The organism is Ruania alba (assembly GCF_900105765.1).
In the GTDB taxonomy this organism is placed as follows: domain Bacteria; phylum Actinomycetota; class Actinomycetes; order Actinomycetales; family Beutenbergiaceae; genus Ruania; species Ruania alba.
Genome location: NZ_FNTX01000001.1, coordinates 1,030,793 through 1,045,972, shown reverse-complemented (window position 1 = coordinate 1,045,972; position 15,180 = coordinate 1,030,793). Strand labels below are relative to the sequence as shown.

Below are 15,180 nucleotides of genomic sequence, written 5' to 3'. Positions count from 1 at the left end.
CGCCGCCCCCTTGACGCATGCCTATATAGGCATATGATCGTGCTCATGGCACGCGCAGCGACGACGTCGGACGTCTTCAACGCGATCGCCGAGCCGCAGCGCCGGGACATCCTGGTCCTGCTGCGCACCGGTGAGCGCCCAGTGAACGAGCTGGCCCAGGAGCTAGGGATCACCCAGCCGGGGGCGTCCAAGCACCTGCGGGTGCTTCGAGAGGTCGGACTCGTGCGAGACCGCAGGGCCGGCAAACAACGCCTCTACGGCCTCGACGCCCGCGGACTGCGACCGGTCCACGAGTGGACCGGCGGATTCGAGCAGTTCTGGAACGAGAGCTTCGATCGCCTGGACGTGTACGTCCAGGACCTGAAACAGCACAGGCAGGAGTAGCAGATGAGCACGACAGGACGAGGAACACCGGCGCAGTCCTCCACGGCAGACCGCGAGATCGTGATCTCCCGGGTGATCAATGCCCCACGCGAGGTGGTCTTCGAGGCCTTCAGCGAGGTGCGGCACCTGTCGCAGTGGTGGGGGCCCGAGGGGTTCACCACCACCACGCGGGCGTTCGAGTTCCGCGTCGGCGGCGTGTGGGACTTCGTGATGCACGGACCGGACGGGACCGATTACGCCGAGTGGATCACCTGGACCGAGATCACCCCACCGGAGCGGATCGTGCTGCTCCACGGCGAATCGCGCGAGGACCCGAACGCCTTCGAATCGGTCCTGACCTTCACGCCCGACGGCCCGGCGACCCGGATCGAGATGCGCACGGTCTTCCCCACCGCGGCACTGCGCGATGAGGCGATCACCCAGCACGGCGCGGTCGAAGGAGGCCGGCAGACCTTGGGGAACCTGGCCGCCTATATCGTCGAGGTCGTACGGCAGGCGGAGAACTGATGGCCGGAAAGGTGTTCTTCAGCGTATCGATGTCGCTCGACGGATTCATCGCCCCCGAGTCCACCGAGGACCTGATGGGCAAGCAGTGGATGGAACTGCAGCAGTGGGTCTTCCGGCAGCGGCACTTCCGCGAGAACCTCAAGCTGGGTCAGGGCGGCGAGGAAGGGCGCGACAACGACATTCTGCGGGAGACCTATCAGCGCACCGGCGCGAACGTAATGGGCAAGCGGATGTTCGACGCCGGCGAGTACGCGTGGCCGGAGGAGGCGCCGTTCCACACGCCCGTTGTCGTGGTGACCCGCGAGAAGCGTGACCCTTGGGAGCGGCCGGGTGGAACCATCTTCCACTTCGTCAACAACGGCATCGAGGCCGCGCTCGACCTGGCCCGCGAGGCTGCCGGCGGTCAGGACGTGCGCGTCGCCGGCGGCGGCGCGACGATCCTGCAGTATCTGAACGCCGGACTGATCGACGAGTTCTCGATCGCCGTATCACCGGTGCTGTTCGGCACCGGAATCCGCCTGTTCGAGGGCGTGGACGCCGAACGTATCGCTCTGGAGCAAGTTCGTGCGGAGGCTTCCCCGAGGGTGACGCATCTGACGTACGCCGTCCGGGAGCTGTAGCCAAGCGTTCATTCTGCCGCAGTACTCGTGTTCAGATTGCCGCCCCGCCCGCCTGCCGGGTGACAGGCGGGCGGGGTGCGTCAGCTGCGCAGCTCGGCTCCGTGTCGCTGGCCCGCGAGCGCCACGACGGCGTCCCGCACCTGTGCGGAGTCCGTCGCCTTCAGCGTGCGGTCGGCTGCACGCAGACGGAGCGAGAACGCCAGGGACACCCGTCCCGCACCGAGGGACTCGCCGCGGTAGGAGTCGAACAGCCGCACCTCCTCGGCCAGCTCACCCGCGCCCTCACGGACGGTGGCGAGCAGATCGGCGGCAGGGACGTCGTCGGCCACGACCAGGGCGATGTCCTCCTTGGCGGCCGGGAAGGTGGAGATGGCCCGGAACTGGGTCGGCGCATCCGGCGCGGCGTCCAGCAGGGCGCCGAGGGTGATCTCCAGCGCGACCGTGCGTGCCGGCAGGTCGAGGGCCTGGGTCACCTTCGGTGCGAGCTCACCGGCCCACCCGACGACCGTGCCGTCGGTCAGGCTGAACTGGGCGCACCGGCCGGGGTGCCAGGGCGCGCGCTCGGCATCGGCGGTCACGGTCAGCGGCACCCGCAGGAGCTCAGCCACGCGGTGCACCACGTCAATCGCATCCGCGTAGTCCGCTGCACGTGCGCTGGTGTGTACCGAGGCCGGCACCACATTCCCGGTGAGCACGGCGGCCAGGTGCAACGGCTGGTCCGGCACGGCCGCACGCACGGCGTCCAGGTCGGCGTCGGTGGGGCGAACCCCGAGCGCGGGCAGCGGGGAGAGGTGTGTGCCGCCGTCGGGGAGGGTGACCAGGCCGAGCTCATACACGGCCACATCGGTCAGACCACGGCCGATGTTCCGCACGGCGGCATCCACCAGCGTCTCCAGCACGCTGGTGCGCATCAGCGGCTGCGCCTCGCTGAGCGGGTTCGCCAAGCGTACGGACCGCCGTCGGGAGTCCTCGGCGGGCAAGCCGAGCTCATCCCGGCGACCGGGGGCAACGAACGGGTAGGTGAGCACCTGCACGAGCCCGGCGTCGGCGAGCAGGTCGGCCACCCGCCGTCGGGAGCGCTGGCGAGCACTCAGGCCACGCCCCGGCGGTGCGGTGGGCAGTACGGAGGGCACCTGGTCATAGCCCTGGAGCCGGATCACTTCCTCGACCAAGTCGGCGGGAGTGCCCAGGTCGGGCCGCCAGGTGGGCGGGGTGACCTGGAGGGTCGGGGCACGGCGCGCGCGACGTCCGGTCTCGCCGTCGGACTCCTCCGCGGCAGGCACGACCTCGGCGCCCAAGTTCCGCAACGTGTCCGCCACGGTCTCGGGCGTGTACTCGACACCGGCGGTCCGTCCGGGCAGGGCGGCGTCCAGGGCGATCGGCGCCGGAGCGGTGGTCTGATCCACGTCGGTCACCGCCGGGTCGTCGGTTCCGCCACCGAGCTCGACGAGGAGGTCCACCACTCGCTGGGCAGCCACGGCCGGAAGAGCGGGGTCCACGCCGCGCTCGAACCGCTTCGCGGCCTCGCTGGGCAGCTTGTGGCGGCGGGCGGTGCGGGCCACGGTGATCTGATCGAAGTGCGCGGCCTCGATGAGGATGTCCGTCGTGGCCTCGCCGACCTCGGTCTCCGCTCCGCCCATCACGCCGGCCAGGCCGAGGATGCGTGAGCCGGTGCCGTCCGGTGAGTCGGTGATGAGCAGATCGTCGGCGTCCAAGGTGCGCTTCTGATCGTCCAGCGTGATGAGCCTCTCACCGGCGCGGGCTCGGCGCACCACGATGGGCGCGGCGAGACTGGCCAGGTCGTAGGCGTGCAGGGGCTGTCCGAGGTCGAGCATCACGTAGTTGGTGACGTCCACCGTCAGGGAGATCGGGCGCATTCCGGCCTGGCGCAGCCGGGTAGCCATCCAGTCCGGGGTCGGGGCAGCGGGGTCGATGCCACGCACGATCCGGGCGACGAACCGGTCGCAGCCGGGCACGTCGTGGATCGGGGCGTCGTCGGCGAGTTCGATGGCGAACCCGTCGTCGGTGGCGGCCGGCGGCTGCGCGGCGGACCCTGCCGGGGTGACCAGGCCGGGGTCGGTGAACGTGGCGCCGGTGGAGTGGGCGTACTCCCGGGCGATACCGCGCATCGAGAAGCAGTAGCCCCGGTCCGGGGTGACGTTGATCTCCATCACCTCCTCGGCGAGACCGAGGAGGGTGAGGGCGTCGGTCCCGGGTGCGGGCGGGTCGTCCAGGACGATGATCCCCTCGTGGTCCTCCCCCAGGCCGAGCTCCTTGGATGAGCAGATCATCCCATCGGAGATGTGTCCGTAGGTCTTGCGGGAAGCGATGGCGAAGTCGCCGGGCAGCACGGCACCGGAGAGAGCGACGACCACAGAATCGCCGGGGGCGAAGTTGTGCGCACCGCAGACGATGCCGCGTGGGTGGTAGTCCAGACCAGTCGCAGCCTCGTCGGCACCCTCCGGGGCCGTGTCCGGGGCGTGCTCGGCGCCCACGTCCACCAGACACCAGTTGATGGTCTTGCCGTTCTTCTGCTCCTCGGGCGTCACCGCGAGCACGCGGCCGACCACGAGCGGGCCGGTCACGCCGGAGGTGTGGATCGTCTCCTCCTCCAGGCCCACCCGGACCAGGTCGGCGGCGAGCTGCTCGGCAGTGGTGCCGGCAGGAACGTCGACGTGCTCACGCAGCCACGGCAGCGGGACGAGCGGCATCAGCGCACTCCTTCCTGAGAGAAGCGAATATCGCCCTCGATGATGTCGTGCATGTCCTCGATCCCGTGCCGGAGCATCAGGGTGCGCTCGATCCCCATCCCGAAGGCGAACCCGGAGTAGACGTCCGGGTCCACCCCGCAGGCGCGCAGCACGTTCGGGTTGACCATGCCGCAGCCGCCCCACTCGATCCAGCCCGGGCCGCCCTTCTTGGCGGGGAACCACAGGTCCATCTCGGCACTCGGTTCGGTGAACGGGAAGAACGACGGGCGCAGCCGGGTCTTCGCCTCGGGCCCGAACATGGCGCGCGCGAAGTGGTCCAGCACGCCCGTCAGGTTCGCCATCGTCAGGCCCTTGTCGACGGCGAGTCCCTCCACCTGGTGGAAGACGGGGGTGTGCGTCGCGTCCAGCTCGTCGGTGCGGAACACCTTACCGGGGCATGCGATGTAGACCGGGAGGTCGCGCTCGAGCAGGGTGCGTGCCTGCACCGGTGAGGTGTGCGTGCGCAGGACGAGGTGGTCCGGGGACCCCGGGTTGAGCACACCGTCGGCCGTCTTCCCGTCCGAGGGTGCGACGAAGAAAGTGTCCTGCATCTGCCGGGCCGGGTGGTCCGGGCCGAAGTTGAGGGCATCGAAGTTGAACCACTCGTGCTCGAGCTCGGGGCCCTCGGCGATCTCCCAGCCCATCCCGACGAAGAAGTCGGCCACTTCGTCCATCACGACGTCCAAGGGGTGGCGGGCACCACGCGGGATCCGCTGCGGCGGCACGGTCACGTCGACCGCCTCGGTGCGCAGCACCTCGGCGTCGCGCTCGGCCTCGAGCTCGGCCTGACGGGTCGCGATGGCCTTGTTCAGGCGGCCGCGGCTCTGGCCGAGCAGTTTGCCTGCGGTGGCCTTGTCAGCGGGATCGAGGCTGCCGATCTCACGGTTCGCGAGCGCGAGCGGGCTCTTGTCGCCGGTGTGGGCGATGCGCGCGGCCTTCAATGCGTCGAGGTCGCTGGCATCGGCAACGGCGGCCAGGGCGGCCTCGAGTGCTGCGCCGACGCCGTCGGCGTCGAGCGGGGAGGGAACTTCAGGGGTGGACATGCCTACCTTCCGGACGAGTGGACCACTGCAGGAGTCTAGAGGTGCCCGCCCAGGGCAAGTCGTCGCGGCTCAGTGCGCGCGTGTCAGCCCGGCGGGCTGGATAAATCGGCGCGAGAGCATGGACAGGAGTCTGCCACACCCCCACCCGCCTCCCCCAACACCACAGTGTCGCGGCCCGATCGACGGTCATACGTCAAGCCGGGCGCGATAGGCGCATGGCTCTACGCATCACCGTCGACCAGGCCTGCGTCAGGTAGGGCCGATTCTGAGGTGGGATGAGAGGCTCAGCGCCATGTTCACCGAGAGGAACGTGATGCAGGACGGATCGGGCCGGGTCGTCTGTTGCGGTCTGACCACGCTGGACGTGACCCAGGTGGTGGACCGGCTGCCGGGGCCGAACGAGAAGATCGTGGCAACCGAGGCCCGCCTCGCCGTGGGTGGTCCAGCCGCCAACGCGGCGCTCACCGCTGCGGCACTCGGCGCGCCGACCACCCTGGTGACGGCGCTGGGCTCCGGGCCGCTGGCCGAGCTCGCCCGCGCGGAGCTGTCCGCGGGAGGTGTCCTCGTGCATGACCTCGCCCACGTCGCCGCTCCCCCGATCTCCACGGTGCTGGTCACGGCCGGAACGGGCGAGCGCGCCGTGGCGTCTGCGAACCTCAGCCGGTCGAGCACGCCGCCGCCCATGTCCGAGCCCGAGCTGGAGCAGGTCCTCGACGGCGCCCGGGCGGTGCTCGTCGACGGCCACCTGATCGAGCCCTCACTCGCCCTCTGCGCGGCAGGGCAACGACGCGGGATTCCCACCCTGCTGGACGGCGGGTCGCACAAGCTGGGACTGGTCGATCTGCTCCCGCACGTGAACGCCGCACTGCTCTCCGACGACTTCACCTGGCCCGGCGAGAGCGACCCGCTGGCGGCCGTGGCAGCACGCGGACCAGTGCTGGTGGCGCAGAGTCGGGGCGGTGCACCGATCCGGGTGCGCACCGACGAAGGCACGTCCGAGATCCCGGTGCCGTCGGTGCCCGCGGCCGAGATCGTCGACACCCTCGGCGCCGGTGACGTGCTGCACGGCGCCTGGGCGCACGCGGTCGCCGACGGTGCCTCACCGATCGACGCCATCGCCGCGGGCGCGGAGGTGGCCAGCCGCTCGGTGCGATTCCCCGGGGCGTTGGGCTGGGCCGGTCAGAACATCCGGTAGTCGTAGCGGGCCGGCACCGGCTCGTCGGGGAAGGCGGCGAGCCACAGGTCGGAGAGCTCGAGCTCCCCCTCCCGCAGGTCCGGCACCTCGATCCCCTCCCGCAGCAGGGTGCGGGTGAGTGCCGCGCCCACATCGTTCCCCACCTGCCAACCGGCCCGGGCGCGCAGCAGTCGCACCCGTCCCCGCTCACGCACACGCCTGCTCGCCTGCTCGGCAACCTCCAGGGCCACACCGGGCCGATCCGCGGCGAGGGCCGCCGTCATCGTCTCGACGAGCAGGCTCGACTCCGCCGGAGAACCCATTACCCCCTCGCTCCGCCAGACGCTGAGGAACAGCTCGAGGGCGCGGACCAGTTCGCCCCGCTCAGCCGCCAGCAGCGCGAGCCCGCGCCGGGCCCAGGCAGTGCCGATGTGATCGAGGGAGCGGCGGTACCACCCCTCGGCTTCGTCCAGGGCGCCGCGCGCATGGGTCAGCACACCCAGGTGGTAATCCCGCGCCCACCCGGGCTCGAGGTCGGTCAGGGCGCTCTCCCAGTGCGCACCGGTCACGTATGACGCGGGCGGCACGGCAGGGTCGGCGCCGTCGAGGGCGGCCGGCGCGTCCTCCAGCACCGCGACCCATCCGGCGGCCTCGCCGGTGAGCATCTCCCGCGTGAACGGGGTGCCCGGGGAGATGTCGCCGAGGGTACTGCCCGGACGCCCGGCCGCCATCAGCTCCAACGCACCCCAACCGGACCCCGCACTCACGTGCGTCTCCGGCTCCTGGTCCGCCACCACGCGTGCATCGGTGAGCGTCCGGTCCGGGTCCGCCAGCAGCCGCGCGGCGGCCTCGCCCACATGCCCGACGGCGGCCGTCCAGTCCTGCCCGTGCGCCACCTGGGCGTCCACGTCGGCATCGCCGTAGACCTCCACCCAGTCCCAGTGCGCCCCGGTCGGCATCGCAACGTGCTCGAACTGGGTGGGCAGCAGCCCGGCCTGGATCTCCAGGTACGCCCCACCGGTGGGGCTGAGCCAGTCCTGCCACTGGGCGCCGCCGGTGGAGGTGCCCCAGCAGAACAGCTTCCGTCCGCGCAGCCGACTCGTGGAGACCTGGAGCAGGCCGTGCCCGTCCCCGGCGACGGCCGCGACCCAGGGCAGCTCGCCGTCGTCGATGTCGTAGAAGTAGTCCGCGGACACCGGTGAGCGGACCGACCAGGTGGTGTCGGAGCCGTCGTGCACCGGCACGGGCACCCGCCGCACCGGCCCGTCACCATCGGTGGCAAAGGCGGACCGAGCGGGGGCGAGCACCCGGACGTCGTCGGCCTCGGTGACGGCGGCCGTGGACCACCAGTACATCGGCACCGCCACGGGTTGCGGGTTCTGGATGCGCACATACACGTGCAGCGCGCCCCCCGGTGGCAGCCACAGGTCCACCTGGAAGACCACACCACGCAGCCGGTCCCACTCCCACAGGCGCAGGCGAGGGACGCCGTCGGGGCCGTTCACCTGAGCCGCGTGCAGCGGTGACATCGTGTGTGCGGTGTGGCCCTTGGTGCCGATGTTCCACTCCACCCCACCGGCGAACCATGCGTTGCGCAGGGCCAGGTTCGCCGGCTGCAGGGCGCCGTTGGCGTAGAGCAGCTCGCGCCCGGTGCGCACATCCTGCAGGGACCAGAGCCGCCCGCCCAGGCTCGGCACCACGGTGGCACGGTAGCGATCGTTCTCCAGGACCACGGTCTCCAGGGTGAGATCGCTGAGGTCCCGGTGGTACCGGTCCTGCTGGAGGTTCGGGTGCATCGAGCGCGGGCGGTCCAGGGCGGCACGCTCGTGCATCGCCGGCGGCAGGTCGCCGGCCAGGGTGAACCCGGACTCGATCAGCTCGTTCGGGTGTGGCAGCGGGTCGGTCTGTGGGAGCTCGCCGGGCAGGACGAGGGTGGACCGGCGCAGCGTAGGTTCAGACACCAGCACAGGCTAGTGCGTCACGGACCGAGACGACCCTGCGAACGGGGTGGAAGCACAACTAGGCTGGGCCGCATGGCAACCGAACCTGCACCGATTTCCTTTGCCCGTGGCGCACCCTCGCTCGACATCATCGACGTCGAGGGCCTGCGCGCCGCCGCCGATCGTGCGTTCACGAACGACCCCGCCGGGTCCTTCGCCTACGGCACGTCGGTGGGTTACAAGCCGCTGCGCGCCTGGATCGCCGACCGGCACGGCGTCAGCGAGGACCAGGTGCTCGTCACCAACGGGTCCATGCAGGCCGACGCGTTCCTCTTCGAGACGCTCGTCTCCGCCGGGGACACCGTGGTGGTGGAGCGCCCCTCCTACGACCGCACGCTGCTCTCCCTGAAGGGCCGGGCGGCCGACCTCAAGGCGATCCCGCTGCAGGAGGACGGCGTGGACGTGGCCGCGTTCACCGAGCTCGTGCGCGCCAACCCGGTGGCGCTGGCGCACCTGATCCCGAACTTCCAGAACCCCGCCGGGTACTCCCTCTCCGGCGACAAGCGCCGAACCCTGGTGGAGCTGGCGCGGGAGCAGAACTTCACGATCTTCGAGGACGACCCGTACGTGGAGCTGCGCTTCTCGGGTGAGCCGCAGCCGACGATGCTCTCCCTGGCCACGGGTGGCGAGGTGGTCTATGCCTCCTCGTTCTCCAAGACGGTGTGCCCGGGCATCCGAGTGGGCTACCTGGTGGGCGACGCCGAGCTGATCGCGAAGATCGCCAAGCTCGCCACCGGCACCTACATCTCCCCGAACATGGTGGCCCAGTCCATCGTGAACGAGTTCGTCCGCGGCGGCTCCTTCGAGTCCTCCATCGAGACGGTCAAGACGGCGCTCGCCGAGCGTGCCCAACGCCTGTGCGCGGGTCTGCGCGAGCACGTGCCGGACGCGCAGTTCGTCGAGCCCGAGGGCGGCTACTTCCTCTGGGTGAACCTGCCCGAGGGGGTGGACGGTGACGCACTCTTCGACGCCGCTGCCGCTCGCGGCGTGCAGATCGTCAAGGGCAGCGACTTCCTGCTCGACGATTCCAAGAACGCGATCCGGCTCGCCTACTCCGGCGTGACCCCGGACGAGATCGACGAGGGTGCGCGCCGCCTGGGCGAGGCCTACCGCTCGCTCTGACCGCCCCCCCCTGACCGCCGAGTGCCCGGCTTTTCGCTCACTCTCTGAGATATGAGCGAGAAGTCGGGCACTCGTTTGTTGGCGAGTGACCGGTATGGTCACGCGTATGGCGTCCACAGCGCAGATGCTCACCGTTCCCGCCCCCGACGGCGACCGCGAGGTTCGCATCTCCAGTCCCGATCGCGAGATCTGGCCGGGGATCACCAAGTGGGACCTCGCCTCGTACGTGGCCGCGGTGGGTGAACCGATCCTGCGGGCCCTCGGCGACCGCCCGGTGACCCTGCAGCGCTTCCCGCAGGGGGTGGGCGGAGAAGAGTTCTTCTCCAAGAACCCGCCACGGGGCGTCCCCGACTACACCCGCACGGTGATGTGCACCTACCCCTCGGGCCGGAAGCACCCGCAGCTGGTGGTGGACGAGATCGCGACCGCCGTGTGGGCAGTGCAGATGAACACCATCACCTTCCACCCCTGGCCGGTGCGCACCGCGAACACGGACAACCCGGACGAGCTGCGGATCGACCTGGACCCACAGCCCGGTCGCAGCTTCGCCGACATCGTCACCGCCGCGCAGGCGTTGGGCGAGCTGCTGCGGGAACTCGACATCACCCCGTGGGTGAAGACCTCCGGCAGCCGCGGGCTGCACGTGTACGCCCGGATCGCGCCCGAGCACGAGTTCCTCGACGTGCGGCACGGCGTGATCGCCATCGCGAGGGAGCTGGAGCGGCGCCTCCCGGAGCTGGTGACCACCGCGTGGTGGAAGGAAGAGCGGGGAGACAAGATCTTCGTCGACTTCAACCAGGCGAACCGCGACCGCACCATCGCCTCCGCCTACTCCCCCCGCCCACTGGAGGGCGCACCGGTCTCGATGCCGGTGCGCTGGGAGGACCTGGAGAGTATCGCCATCGCCGACTTCACCGTCCGCACGGTACCCGGGCTGCTGGACGACCAGGGCGACGCGTGGGCGGGACTGGACGACGCCGTCGGGGATCTCGGCCCGGCCCTGCGGATGTGGGAGCAGGACGTCGCCAGCGGGCTGGACGAGATGCCGTTCCCTCCGGAGTACCCGAAGATGCCGGGCGAGCCGCCGCGCGTGCAGCCGAGCAAGAAGGTGGCCGAGCACTGGGACGAGCGCGGGAACCGGGTCGAGGAGTAGCCGCCCTACCGGGTGAGGACCTCGCCCAGGTCGTAGGCCATGGCGCGGTCCACCTGGTCCAGGGTGCACGAGGCAGGGTCCCGGTCCGGGCGCCAGCGCAGGAAGGTCACCGCGTGCCGGAACCGGTGCCCTTCGAGCTGGTCGAACTTCACCTCCACCACGCGCTCGGGCCGGAGGCGGACGAAGCTGACGTCCTTGTTCGAGCTGAACCGGGACCGGTCGGTCTCGCCACGCACCGCATCGCCGTCGTCGTCGCGCTGGACGAACGGCTCGAGCTCGTCCACCAGCTCCAAGCGCCGGGCGTTCGTGAACGCGGCGATCCCGCCGACGTTGATGAGCTGCCCGTCATCGGTGTAGAGCCCGAGCAGCAGTGATCCCACCCCCTGGCCGGACTTGTGCACCCGATACCCGACGGCGACCGCCTCGGCAGTGCGTGAGTGCTTCACCTTGATCATGGTGCGCTTGCCGGGCTGGTAGACGGACCTGTTCGGTTTGGCGATCACCCCGTCCAGGCCGGCGCCCTCGAACCGCTCGAACCAGTCCTCGGCCACGGCCTGGTCGTCGGTGACGCGGGTGAGGTGGATCGGGGCGTCGGTGGCGAGTTCACCGAGCACCTCCGCCAACCTGGTGCGTCGCTGCTCGAAAGGCACCTCCATCAGGTCCTCGTCCTCGAGCGCGAGCAGGTCGAAGGCCACGAACTCGGCCGGCGTCTCGGCCGCGAGCCGCTGCACCCGGGACTCCGCCGGGTGAATCCGCTGCGACAACGCCTCCCAGTCCAGGCGCTGCGCTCCCGGTTCGCCGGAACGCACCACGATCTCACCGTCGATCGCGCATCGCGAGGGCAGGTGCTCACGGATCGCCTCGACCAGCTCGGGGAAGTACCGGGTGAGCGGCTTCGACCCGCGCGAGGCGATCTCCACCTCGTCGCCGTCGCGCAGCAGGATGCCGCGGAACCCGTCCCACTTGGGTTCGTAGCTGTAGCCGCCCGCGACCGCATCGGCGGCGGGCACCGCTTTCGCGGCCTTGGCGAGCATGGGCGTGATGGGCAACGAGATCGGCAGGTCCACCCGCTCAGTCTGCCCTGTTCGAGCGCGTCACGCTCGTGCCGTGGACCGATTGTGCGTCAAGGCGGCGTCGAGCCAGAACACCAGCCCCTGCTCGTCCGAGATCACGTCGGCACTGAGCGAGAGCCACCCCCGCCCCATGCTCCGACCGGCTCCCATCTCGGCCTGGGAGGCGCCCGGACGCGCCAGGAGCTCCTCATGCTGCTGGGCATCCACGCGGACCAGGAGGTCGCCGCCCTGGAGCGCACTGACGATCATCGCTTCGTGCACCATGAACGACCGGCCGCCGAACATCGACACCTCACGGACCGACGCTTCACCCGCGAGCGCCGTGCGGAGCCGCTCGATCAGCTCCTCCTGTGCCGTCACTGCGCGTCCTCGGGCGGACCGAAGGAGAGCCGGTCGAAGAGCAGCACGCTCTCGGTAATCACGCCATCGCGCAGGGTGAAGCACTCCGCGGCCGGCGCGATGCTGGTCGCCGCGGTCTGCGGATAGTAGAACAGCGCGACCCGGTCACCGTCGGCAAAGGCAGCGATGTCAGCGATCCCGGTCAACGAGGGCGCGAAAGAGGCGATGAACTCCCGGTACGCTTCCTTGCCCCGGAGGTCGATTCCAGGTGCGCGACACACGATCTCATCGGCCACGTGCGTCATCGCGCGGTCGACGTCGCCGCTGGTCCAGGCCTGGTGGTAGTCGTGCACGATCTCTTCAGCATCAGTGCCAGTCATGGTCTCCTCCTTCGGGTGCTGACAGTGCGTGTCGGTCGGTGTTCAGTGGTCGCCAACGATCTGGACCTGCGTCGCCGCCGGTTGCGGCAACCGCTAGCCGCGGCAGGAAGTGCTGCCAGCCGTCCGCGTGCCCGGGCACATCCGGGTCGGGAAGATCGGAGTGGGTGAGGTCGACCCGCGTGCCACCCTCGATCGCGGTGAGCCGGAACTCGACCGTGGACGCTCCCGCCGGCAGATCCTCGCTGCCGGCGACACCCCACGAAACAGTGACGCGGGTGGGTGGTTCCGTATGCAGGTACCGGCCCCGGATCAGGTATCCGGCGATGTCGACGGCGAATGTTCCGCCCGGTCGCGGGTCGAGGTTGGCGTGCTGGCCCATCCACGCCGTCATACCGTCGTCGGTGGTCAGGTAGTCGTACACCACCTCCGGTGGGGCCGCGATCTCGATCGAGGTCTGGTACTCAGCCATGCTCAGCCTCGTGGCGCTCGACTACCGCCTTCAGCGCAGACAACTTGCTCGGCCAGAAGTCGTCCAGGTAGGACTGCACCGCCGCCAATCCGTCGGTACTCACCGTGTACAGGTGTTTGGTGCCATCCCGCGTCCCGGTCGCCAGTCCAGCACTGCGGAGCACGCCGAGATGGTGGGACGTCGTCTGCTGGGACAGACCGACTTCCTCGGCGATCGCACCCACGGGGCGTGGCGCACCGCGGATCACGTTCAGGATCGCTCGCCGATTCGCATCGGCCAACCCTCTCAGCACCACATCGAGCTCGGGGGCGGGTTCAGCGCTCATTCGTCCCTCCTCGGTCGACCCTCATGACCATAGCACAAGTGTCGGTTTGTACATGTGCCTATGCGTGCATACGGATCAGCCCCTCGTCACGAGGTGCCACCATCCGTCACTCACCCGCCGCACACGCGACAACGAGCGGCACCCAGACGCCCCGACGGCCAACCGAGGTGCCACCATCCGTGAGCTCGCCGACGTCCCTACAGGCCGAGCGGGAGGGTGTCGATCACCTCGTACCGGGGCGCACCCCCGGGACCTTCCCCCAGGTGTGAGGCCACGATCGAGATGTCCTCAGCCATCCAGTCCGGACCTCGATACACCGCGAGCGCCCGGGCGGCGATTGCCACCGCCGAGGGTCCAGCAGCGGAGCGCTCGCGTCGCCGGCGGCCGCGCCCTTCCGGCGTCCCGCGCCTGGAGGCTCGGGCCACTGTCAGGTGCGGGCGGGGGCGGCGCGGCACCGGTCCCTCCGTCGCGTACGGTGCACGAGCACAGGCGAGCATCAGGTCGGTCAGCTCCGGTGTTTCCCCACCGATCCCCACCCAGAGGGATCGGTCGGTGAACGATCCCGACCCGGCCAGGTGCAGGTGCAGCGGTGCCGCGATGGTGGCCTCCTCGGCGAGCGCCGCGCGCACGTCCGGGGCTGCGCCGTCGGGCACCTGCCCGTAGAACGCCAGCGTGACGTGCAGGTTTTCCCGCGAGGTGCGCCGCAGCGCCGGCGGCCCGCCGCCCGAGGCGGGATCGAGCACGCCTGCCAGCGCACCCTCGAGGTGGTCAAGCACCTCCGGTGGCGGCCACAGCGCCGCGAACAGTCTCATCGCTCGAGCTCTCCTCGGCGACGCCGCAGGCTCTGCAGGATCGCCCAGACCAGCAGACCGACCAGCACCAGCGTGGCCACCGCGCCGATCGCGATCTGCCACGCAGGGACACCGGGGAGGGCGTCGGGACGTTCCACCTCAACGTGGGCGAGAGTCGCGTCCAGCACCGTGGCGGCGGCGCTCACGGTCACGCTCCCGGTGCAGCCGCCGCTGCCGTCCGGAAGGCACAGACGCAGGCTGAGGTCGGTACTGATGGCCAGGTGGAGACCCACGGCCTCGGCGCTGTCGGGCGTCGTCGAGTCACGTCCGGTGGCGACGACCCGGATGGAACCTCCACCGGATACTGCGGCGCCGACCAACTCGGCCGTGGTGCCGAGTGCGGGAAACTGCTCCTCGAGTGCGTCGAGCAGGTCGGAACTGGTCAGCTCCAGGGTGGTGTCCACGTCCGGGTCGGCGCCGACGCGCTGCCCGAACACCTCCAGGCCCGCGACGTTGCGTTCCACGCGCGCCGGCCCGTCGGGTGCCATGGCCACCGACGCCGTGACGGCCTGAAGATCGAGCACCGTCGTGCCGAACATCTGCACGCTGCCCCCGTCGACGGCGGAACGTGCGCTGAGTGCGGCATCCTCCACTCGTTCGGTGTGCGCGTTGACCTGGCGAAAGGTCGCGACGCTGCCCACCTGGTACGGGCCGACCGCCATCCCGTCGTCGCCGGCCGGGCTCGCTGGTGTGCCGGCCTCGACACCGCGCACCTCGACCCCGTCGATCGCGGGTGCGTTGGCCAGTCGATCCACGAGCCCGGAGAAGGCTCCCGCAGTACCGGAGGTGGTGATCTCCCACTCGAGGTCGGCCACCACCGCGTCCACTGCCAGCGCGCGGGCGGATCCCCCGGTGCTCGCCTGTGCGGGCTGAGCGCCACCGACCACAAGGCCGATCGCGGTGAAGACCGCCGTCAAGGCCCACACGAGGCGCCGACCTGATCTCCCCCGTTTCATCCACCCGAGCGTACCGGTCGACCGTAGGCTGATC

At 70.3% G+C, this 15,180-nt stretch carries 16 protein-coding genes; 6 read left to right on the top strand and 10 right to left on the bottom strand.

The window, feature by feature from the left end; genetic code table 11:
* Positions 1–45: 45 nt before the first annotated feature.
* The 3 genes from BLU77_RS04905 to BLU77_RS04895 are packed head-to-tail and all read left to right on the top strand — an operon-like array spanning position 46 to position 1,511.
* Positions 46–384, top strand: coding sequence for an ArsR/SmtB family transcription factor (locus BLU77_RS04905; protein WP_089772983.1), 339 nt, complete (start codon positions 46–48; stop codon positions 382–384).
* 3 nt (positions 385–387) lie between these two features.
* A complete protein-coding gene (locus BLU77_RS04900) occupies positions 388–891 on the top strand; it encodes an SRPBCC family protein (RefSeq protein ID WP_089771947.1) in 504 nt (167 codons plus the stop codon).
* Positions 891–1,511 (top strand): dihydrofolate reductase family protein, encoded by a 621-nt coding sequence (locus BLU77_RS04895; protein ID WP_089771946.1) that lies wholly within the window; start codon positions 891–893, stop codon positions 1,509–1,511. The genes BLU77_RS04900 and BLU77_RS04895 overlap by 1 nt, the downstream gene beginning before the upstream one ends.
* A gap of 80 nt (positions 1,512–1,591) precedes the next feature.
* Here BLU77_RS04895 and pheT read toward each other — a convergent pair whose 3' ends face one another.
* Together pheT and pheS are read right to left on the bottom strand one after the other, a co-directional pair.
* Complete coding sequence (gene pheT, locus BLU77_RS04890; protein WP_089771945.1) at positions 1,592–4,222, bottom strand: phenylalanine--tRNA ligase subunit beta; 2,631 nt, start codon at positions 4,220–4,222, stop codon at positions 1,592–1,594.
* On the bottom strand, positions 4,222–5,304 hold the full coding sequence (gene pheS, locus BLU77_RS04885) for a phenylalanine--tRNA ligase subunit alpha (RefSeq protein ID WP_089771944.1): 1,083 nt from the start codon (positions 5,302–5,304) through the stop codon (positions 4,222–4,224). The genes pheT and pheS overlap by 1 nt, the downstream gene beginning before the upstream one ends.
* Positions 5,305–5,596: 292 nt before the next feature.
* Between pheS and BLU77_RS04880 the strand changes: the two genes are divergently transcribed.
* Entirely contained in the window at positions 5,597–6,499 is a 903-nt protein-coding gene (locus tag BLU77_RS04880) for a PfkB family carbohydrate kinase (protein ID WP_245708670.1), read from the top strand.
* On the opposite strand, the gene BLU77_RS04875 is transcribed toward BLU77_RS04880, so the two are convergent.
* Positions 6,484–8,439 (bottom strand): DUF5107 domain-containing protein, encoded by a 1,956-nt coding sequence (locus tag BLU77_RS04875; protein WP_139177596.1) that lies wholly within the window; start codon positions 8,437–8,439, stop codon positions 6,484–6,486. The two genes, BLU77_RS04880 and BLU77_RS04875, sit on opposite strands and share 16 nt — an antisense overlap.
* A 72-nt stretch (positions 8,440–8,511) precedes the next feature.
* Here BLU77_RS04875 and BLU77_RS04870 point away from each other — a divergent pair, with 72 nt between their 5' ends.
* Together BLU77_RS04870 and ligD are read left to right on the top strand one after the other, a co-directional pair.
* Positions 8,512–9,600 carry an aminotransferase-like domain-containing protein gene (locus tag BLU77_RS04870; protein ID WP_089771942.1) on the top strand — a complete coding sequence of 363 codons (1,089 nt, stop codon included), beginning with the start codon at positions 8,512–8,514 and terminating at the stop codon, positions 9,598–9,600.
* 106 nt (positions 9,601–9,706) lie between these two features.
* Positions 9,707–10,753 (top strand): non-homologous end-joining DNA ligase, encoded by a 1,047-nt coding sequence (ligD, locus tag BLU77_RS04865; RefSeq protein WP_089771941.1) that lies wholly within the window; start codon positions 9,707–9,709, stop codon positions 10,751–10,753.
* 5 nt (positions 10,754–10,758) lie between these two features.
* Here ligD and BLU77_RS04860 read toward each other — a convergent pair whose 3' ends face one another.
* The 7 genes from BLU77_RS04860 to BLU77_RS04830 form a co-directional block, all read right to left on the bottom strand.
* Positions 10,759–11,820: an ATP-dependent DNA ligase gene (locus BLU77_RS04860; RefSeq protein WP_089771940.1), complete on the bottom strand. Its 1,062-nt coding sequence runs from the start codon at positions 11,818–11,820 to the stop codon at positions 10,759–10,761.
* Between the two features lie 27 nt (positions 11,821–11,847).
* Entirely contained in the window at positions 11,848–12,186 is a 339-nt protein-coding gene (locus BLU77_RS04855; RefSeq protein ID WP_089771939.1) for a TfoX/Sxy family protein, read from the bottom strand.
* A complete protein-coding gene (locus BLU77_RS04850; RefSeq protein ID WP_089771938.1) occupies positions 12,183–12,545 on the bottom strand; it encodes a nuclear transport factor 2 family protein in 363 nt (120 codons plus the stop codon). The genes BLU77_RS04855 and BLU77_RS04850 overlap by 4 nt, the downstream gene beginning before the upstream one ends.
* On the bottom strand, positions 12,532–13,014 hold the full coding sequence (locus BLU77_RS04845) for an SRPBCC family protein (protein WP_089771937.1): 483 nt from the start codon (positions 13,012–13,014) through the stop codon (positions 12,532–12,534). Before BLU77_RS04845 ends, BLU77_RS04850 begins: the two co-directional genes overlap by 14 nt.
* On the bottom strand, positions 13,007–13,339 hold the full coding sequence (locus BLU77_RS04840) for an ArsR/SmtB family transcription factor (protein ID WP_089771936.1): 333 nt from the start codon (positions 13,337–13,339) through the stop codon (positions 13,007–13,009). Before BLU77_RS04840 ends, BLU77_RS04845 begins: the two co-directional genes overlap by 8 nt.
* Positions 13,340–13,536: 197 nt before the next feature.
* Positions 13,537–14,151 (bottom strand): RNA 2',3'-cyclic phosphodiesterase, encoded by a 615-nt coding sequence (thpR, locus tag BLU77_RS04835; RefSeq protein ID WP_089771935.1) that lies wholly within the window; start codon positions 14,149–14,151, stop codon positions 13,537–13,539.
* Entirely contained in the window at positions 14,148–15,146 is a 999-nt protein-coding gene (locus BLU77_RS04830) for a hypothetical protein (RefSeq protein ID WP_139177594.1), read from the bottom strand. The genes thpR and BLU77_RS04830 overlap by 4 nt, the downstream gene beginning before the upstream one ends.
* Between the last annotated feature and the right edge of the window lie 34 nt (positions 15,147–15,180).

Coding starts and splice junctions, on each gene's coding strand:
- BLU77_RS04900 (WP_089771947.1), top strand. CDS start 388: ATGAGCACGACAGGACGAGGAACACCGGCGCAGTCCTCCACGGCAGAC.
- BLU77_RS04870 (WP_089771942.1), top strand. CDS start 8,512: ATGGCAACCGAACCTGCACCGATTTCCTTTGCCCGTGGCGCACCCTCG.
- BLU77_RS04830 (WP_139177594.1), bottom strand. CDS start 15,146: ATGAAACGGGGGAGATCAGGTCGGCGCCTCGTGTGGGCCTTGACGGCG.
- pheS (WP_089771944.1), bottom strand. CDS start 5,304: ATGTCCACCCCTGAAGTTCCCTCCCCGCTCGACGCCGACGGCGTCGGC.
- BLU77_RS04840 (WP_089771936.1), bottom strand. CDS start 13,339: ATGAGCGCTGAACCCGCCCCCGAGCTCGATGTGGTGCTGAGAGGGTTG.
- BLU77_RS04880 (WP_245708670.1), top strand. CDS start 5,597: ATGTTCACCGAGAGGAACGTGATGCAGGACGGATCGGGCCGGGTCGTC.
- BLU77_RS04850 (WP_089771938.1), bottom strand. CDS start 12,545: ATGACTGGCACTGATGCTGAAGAGATCGTGCACGACTACCACCAGGCC.
- BLU77_RS04895 (WP_089771946.1), top strand. CDS start 891: ATGGCCGGAAAGGTGTTCTTCAGCGTATCGATGTCGCTCGACGGATTC.
- BLU77_RS04845 (WP_089771937.1), bottom strand. CDS start 13,014: ATGGCTGAGTACCAGACCTCGATCGAGATCGCGGCCCCACCGGAGGTG.
- pheT (WP_089771945.1), bottom strand. CDS start 4,222: ATGCCGCTCGTCCCGCTGCCGTGGCTGCGTGAGCACGTCGACGTTCCT.
- BLU77_RS04905 (WP_089772983.1), top strand. CDS start 46: ATGGCACGCGCAGCGACGACGTCGGACGTCTTCAACGCGATCGCCGAG.
- ligD (WP_089771941.1), top strand. CDS start 9,707: ATGGCGTCCACAGCGCAGATGCTCACCGTTCCCGCCCCCGACGGCGAC.
- thpR (WP_089771935.1), bottom strand. CDS start 14,151: ATGAGACTGTTCGCGGCGCTGTGGCCGCCACCGGAGGTGCTTGACCAC.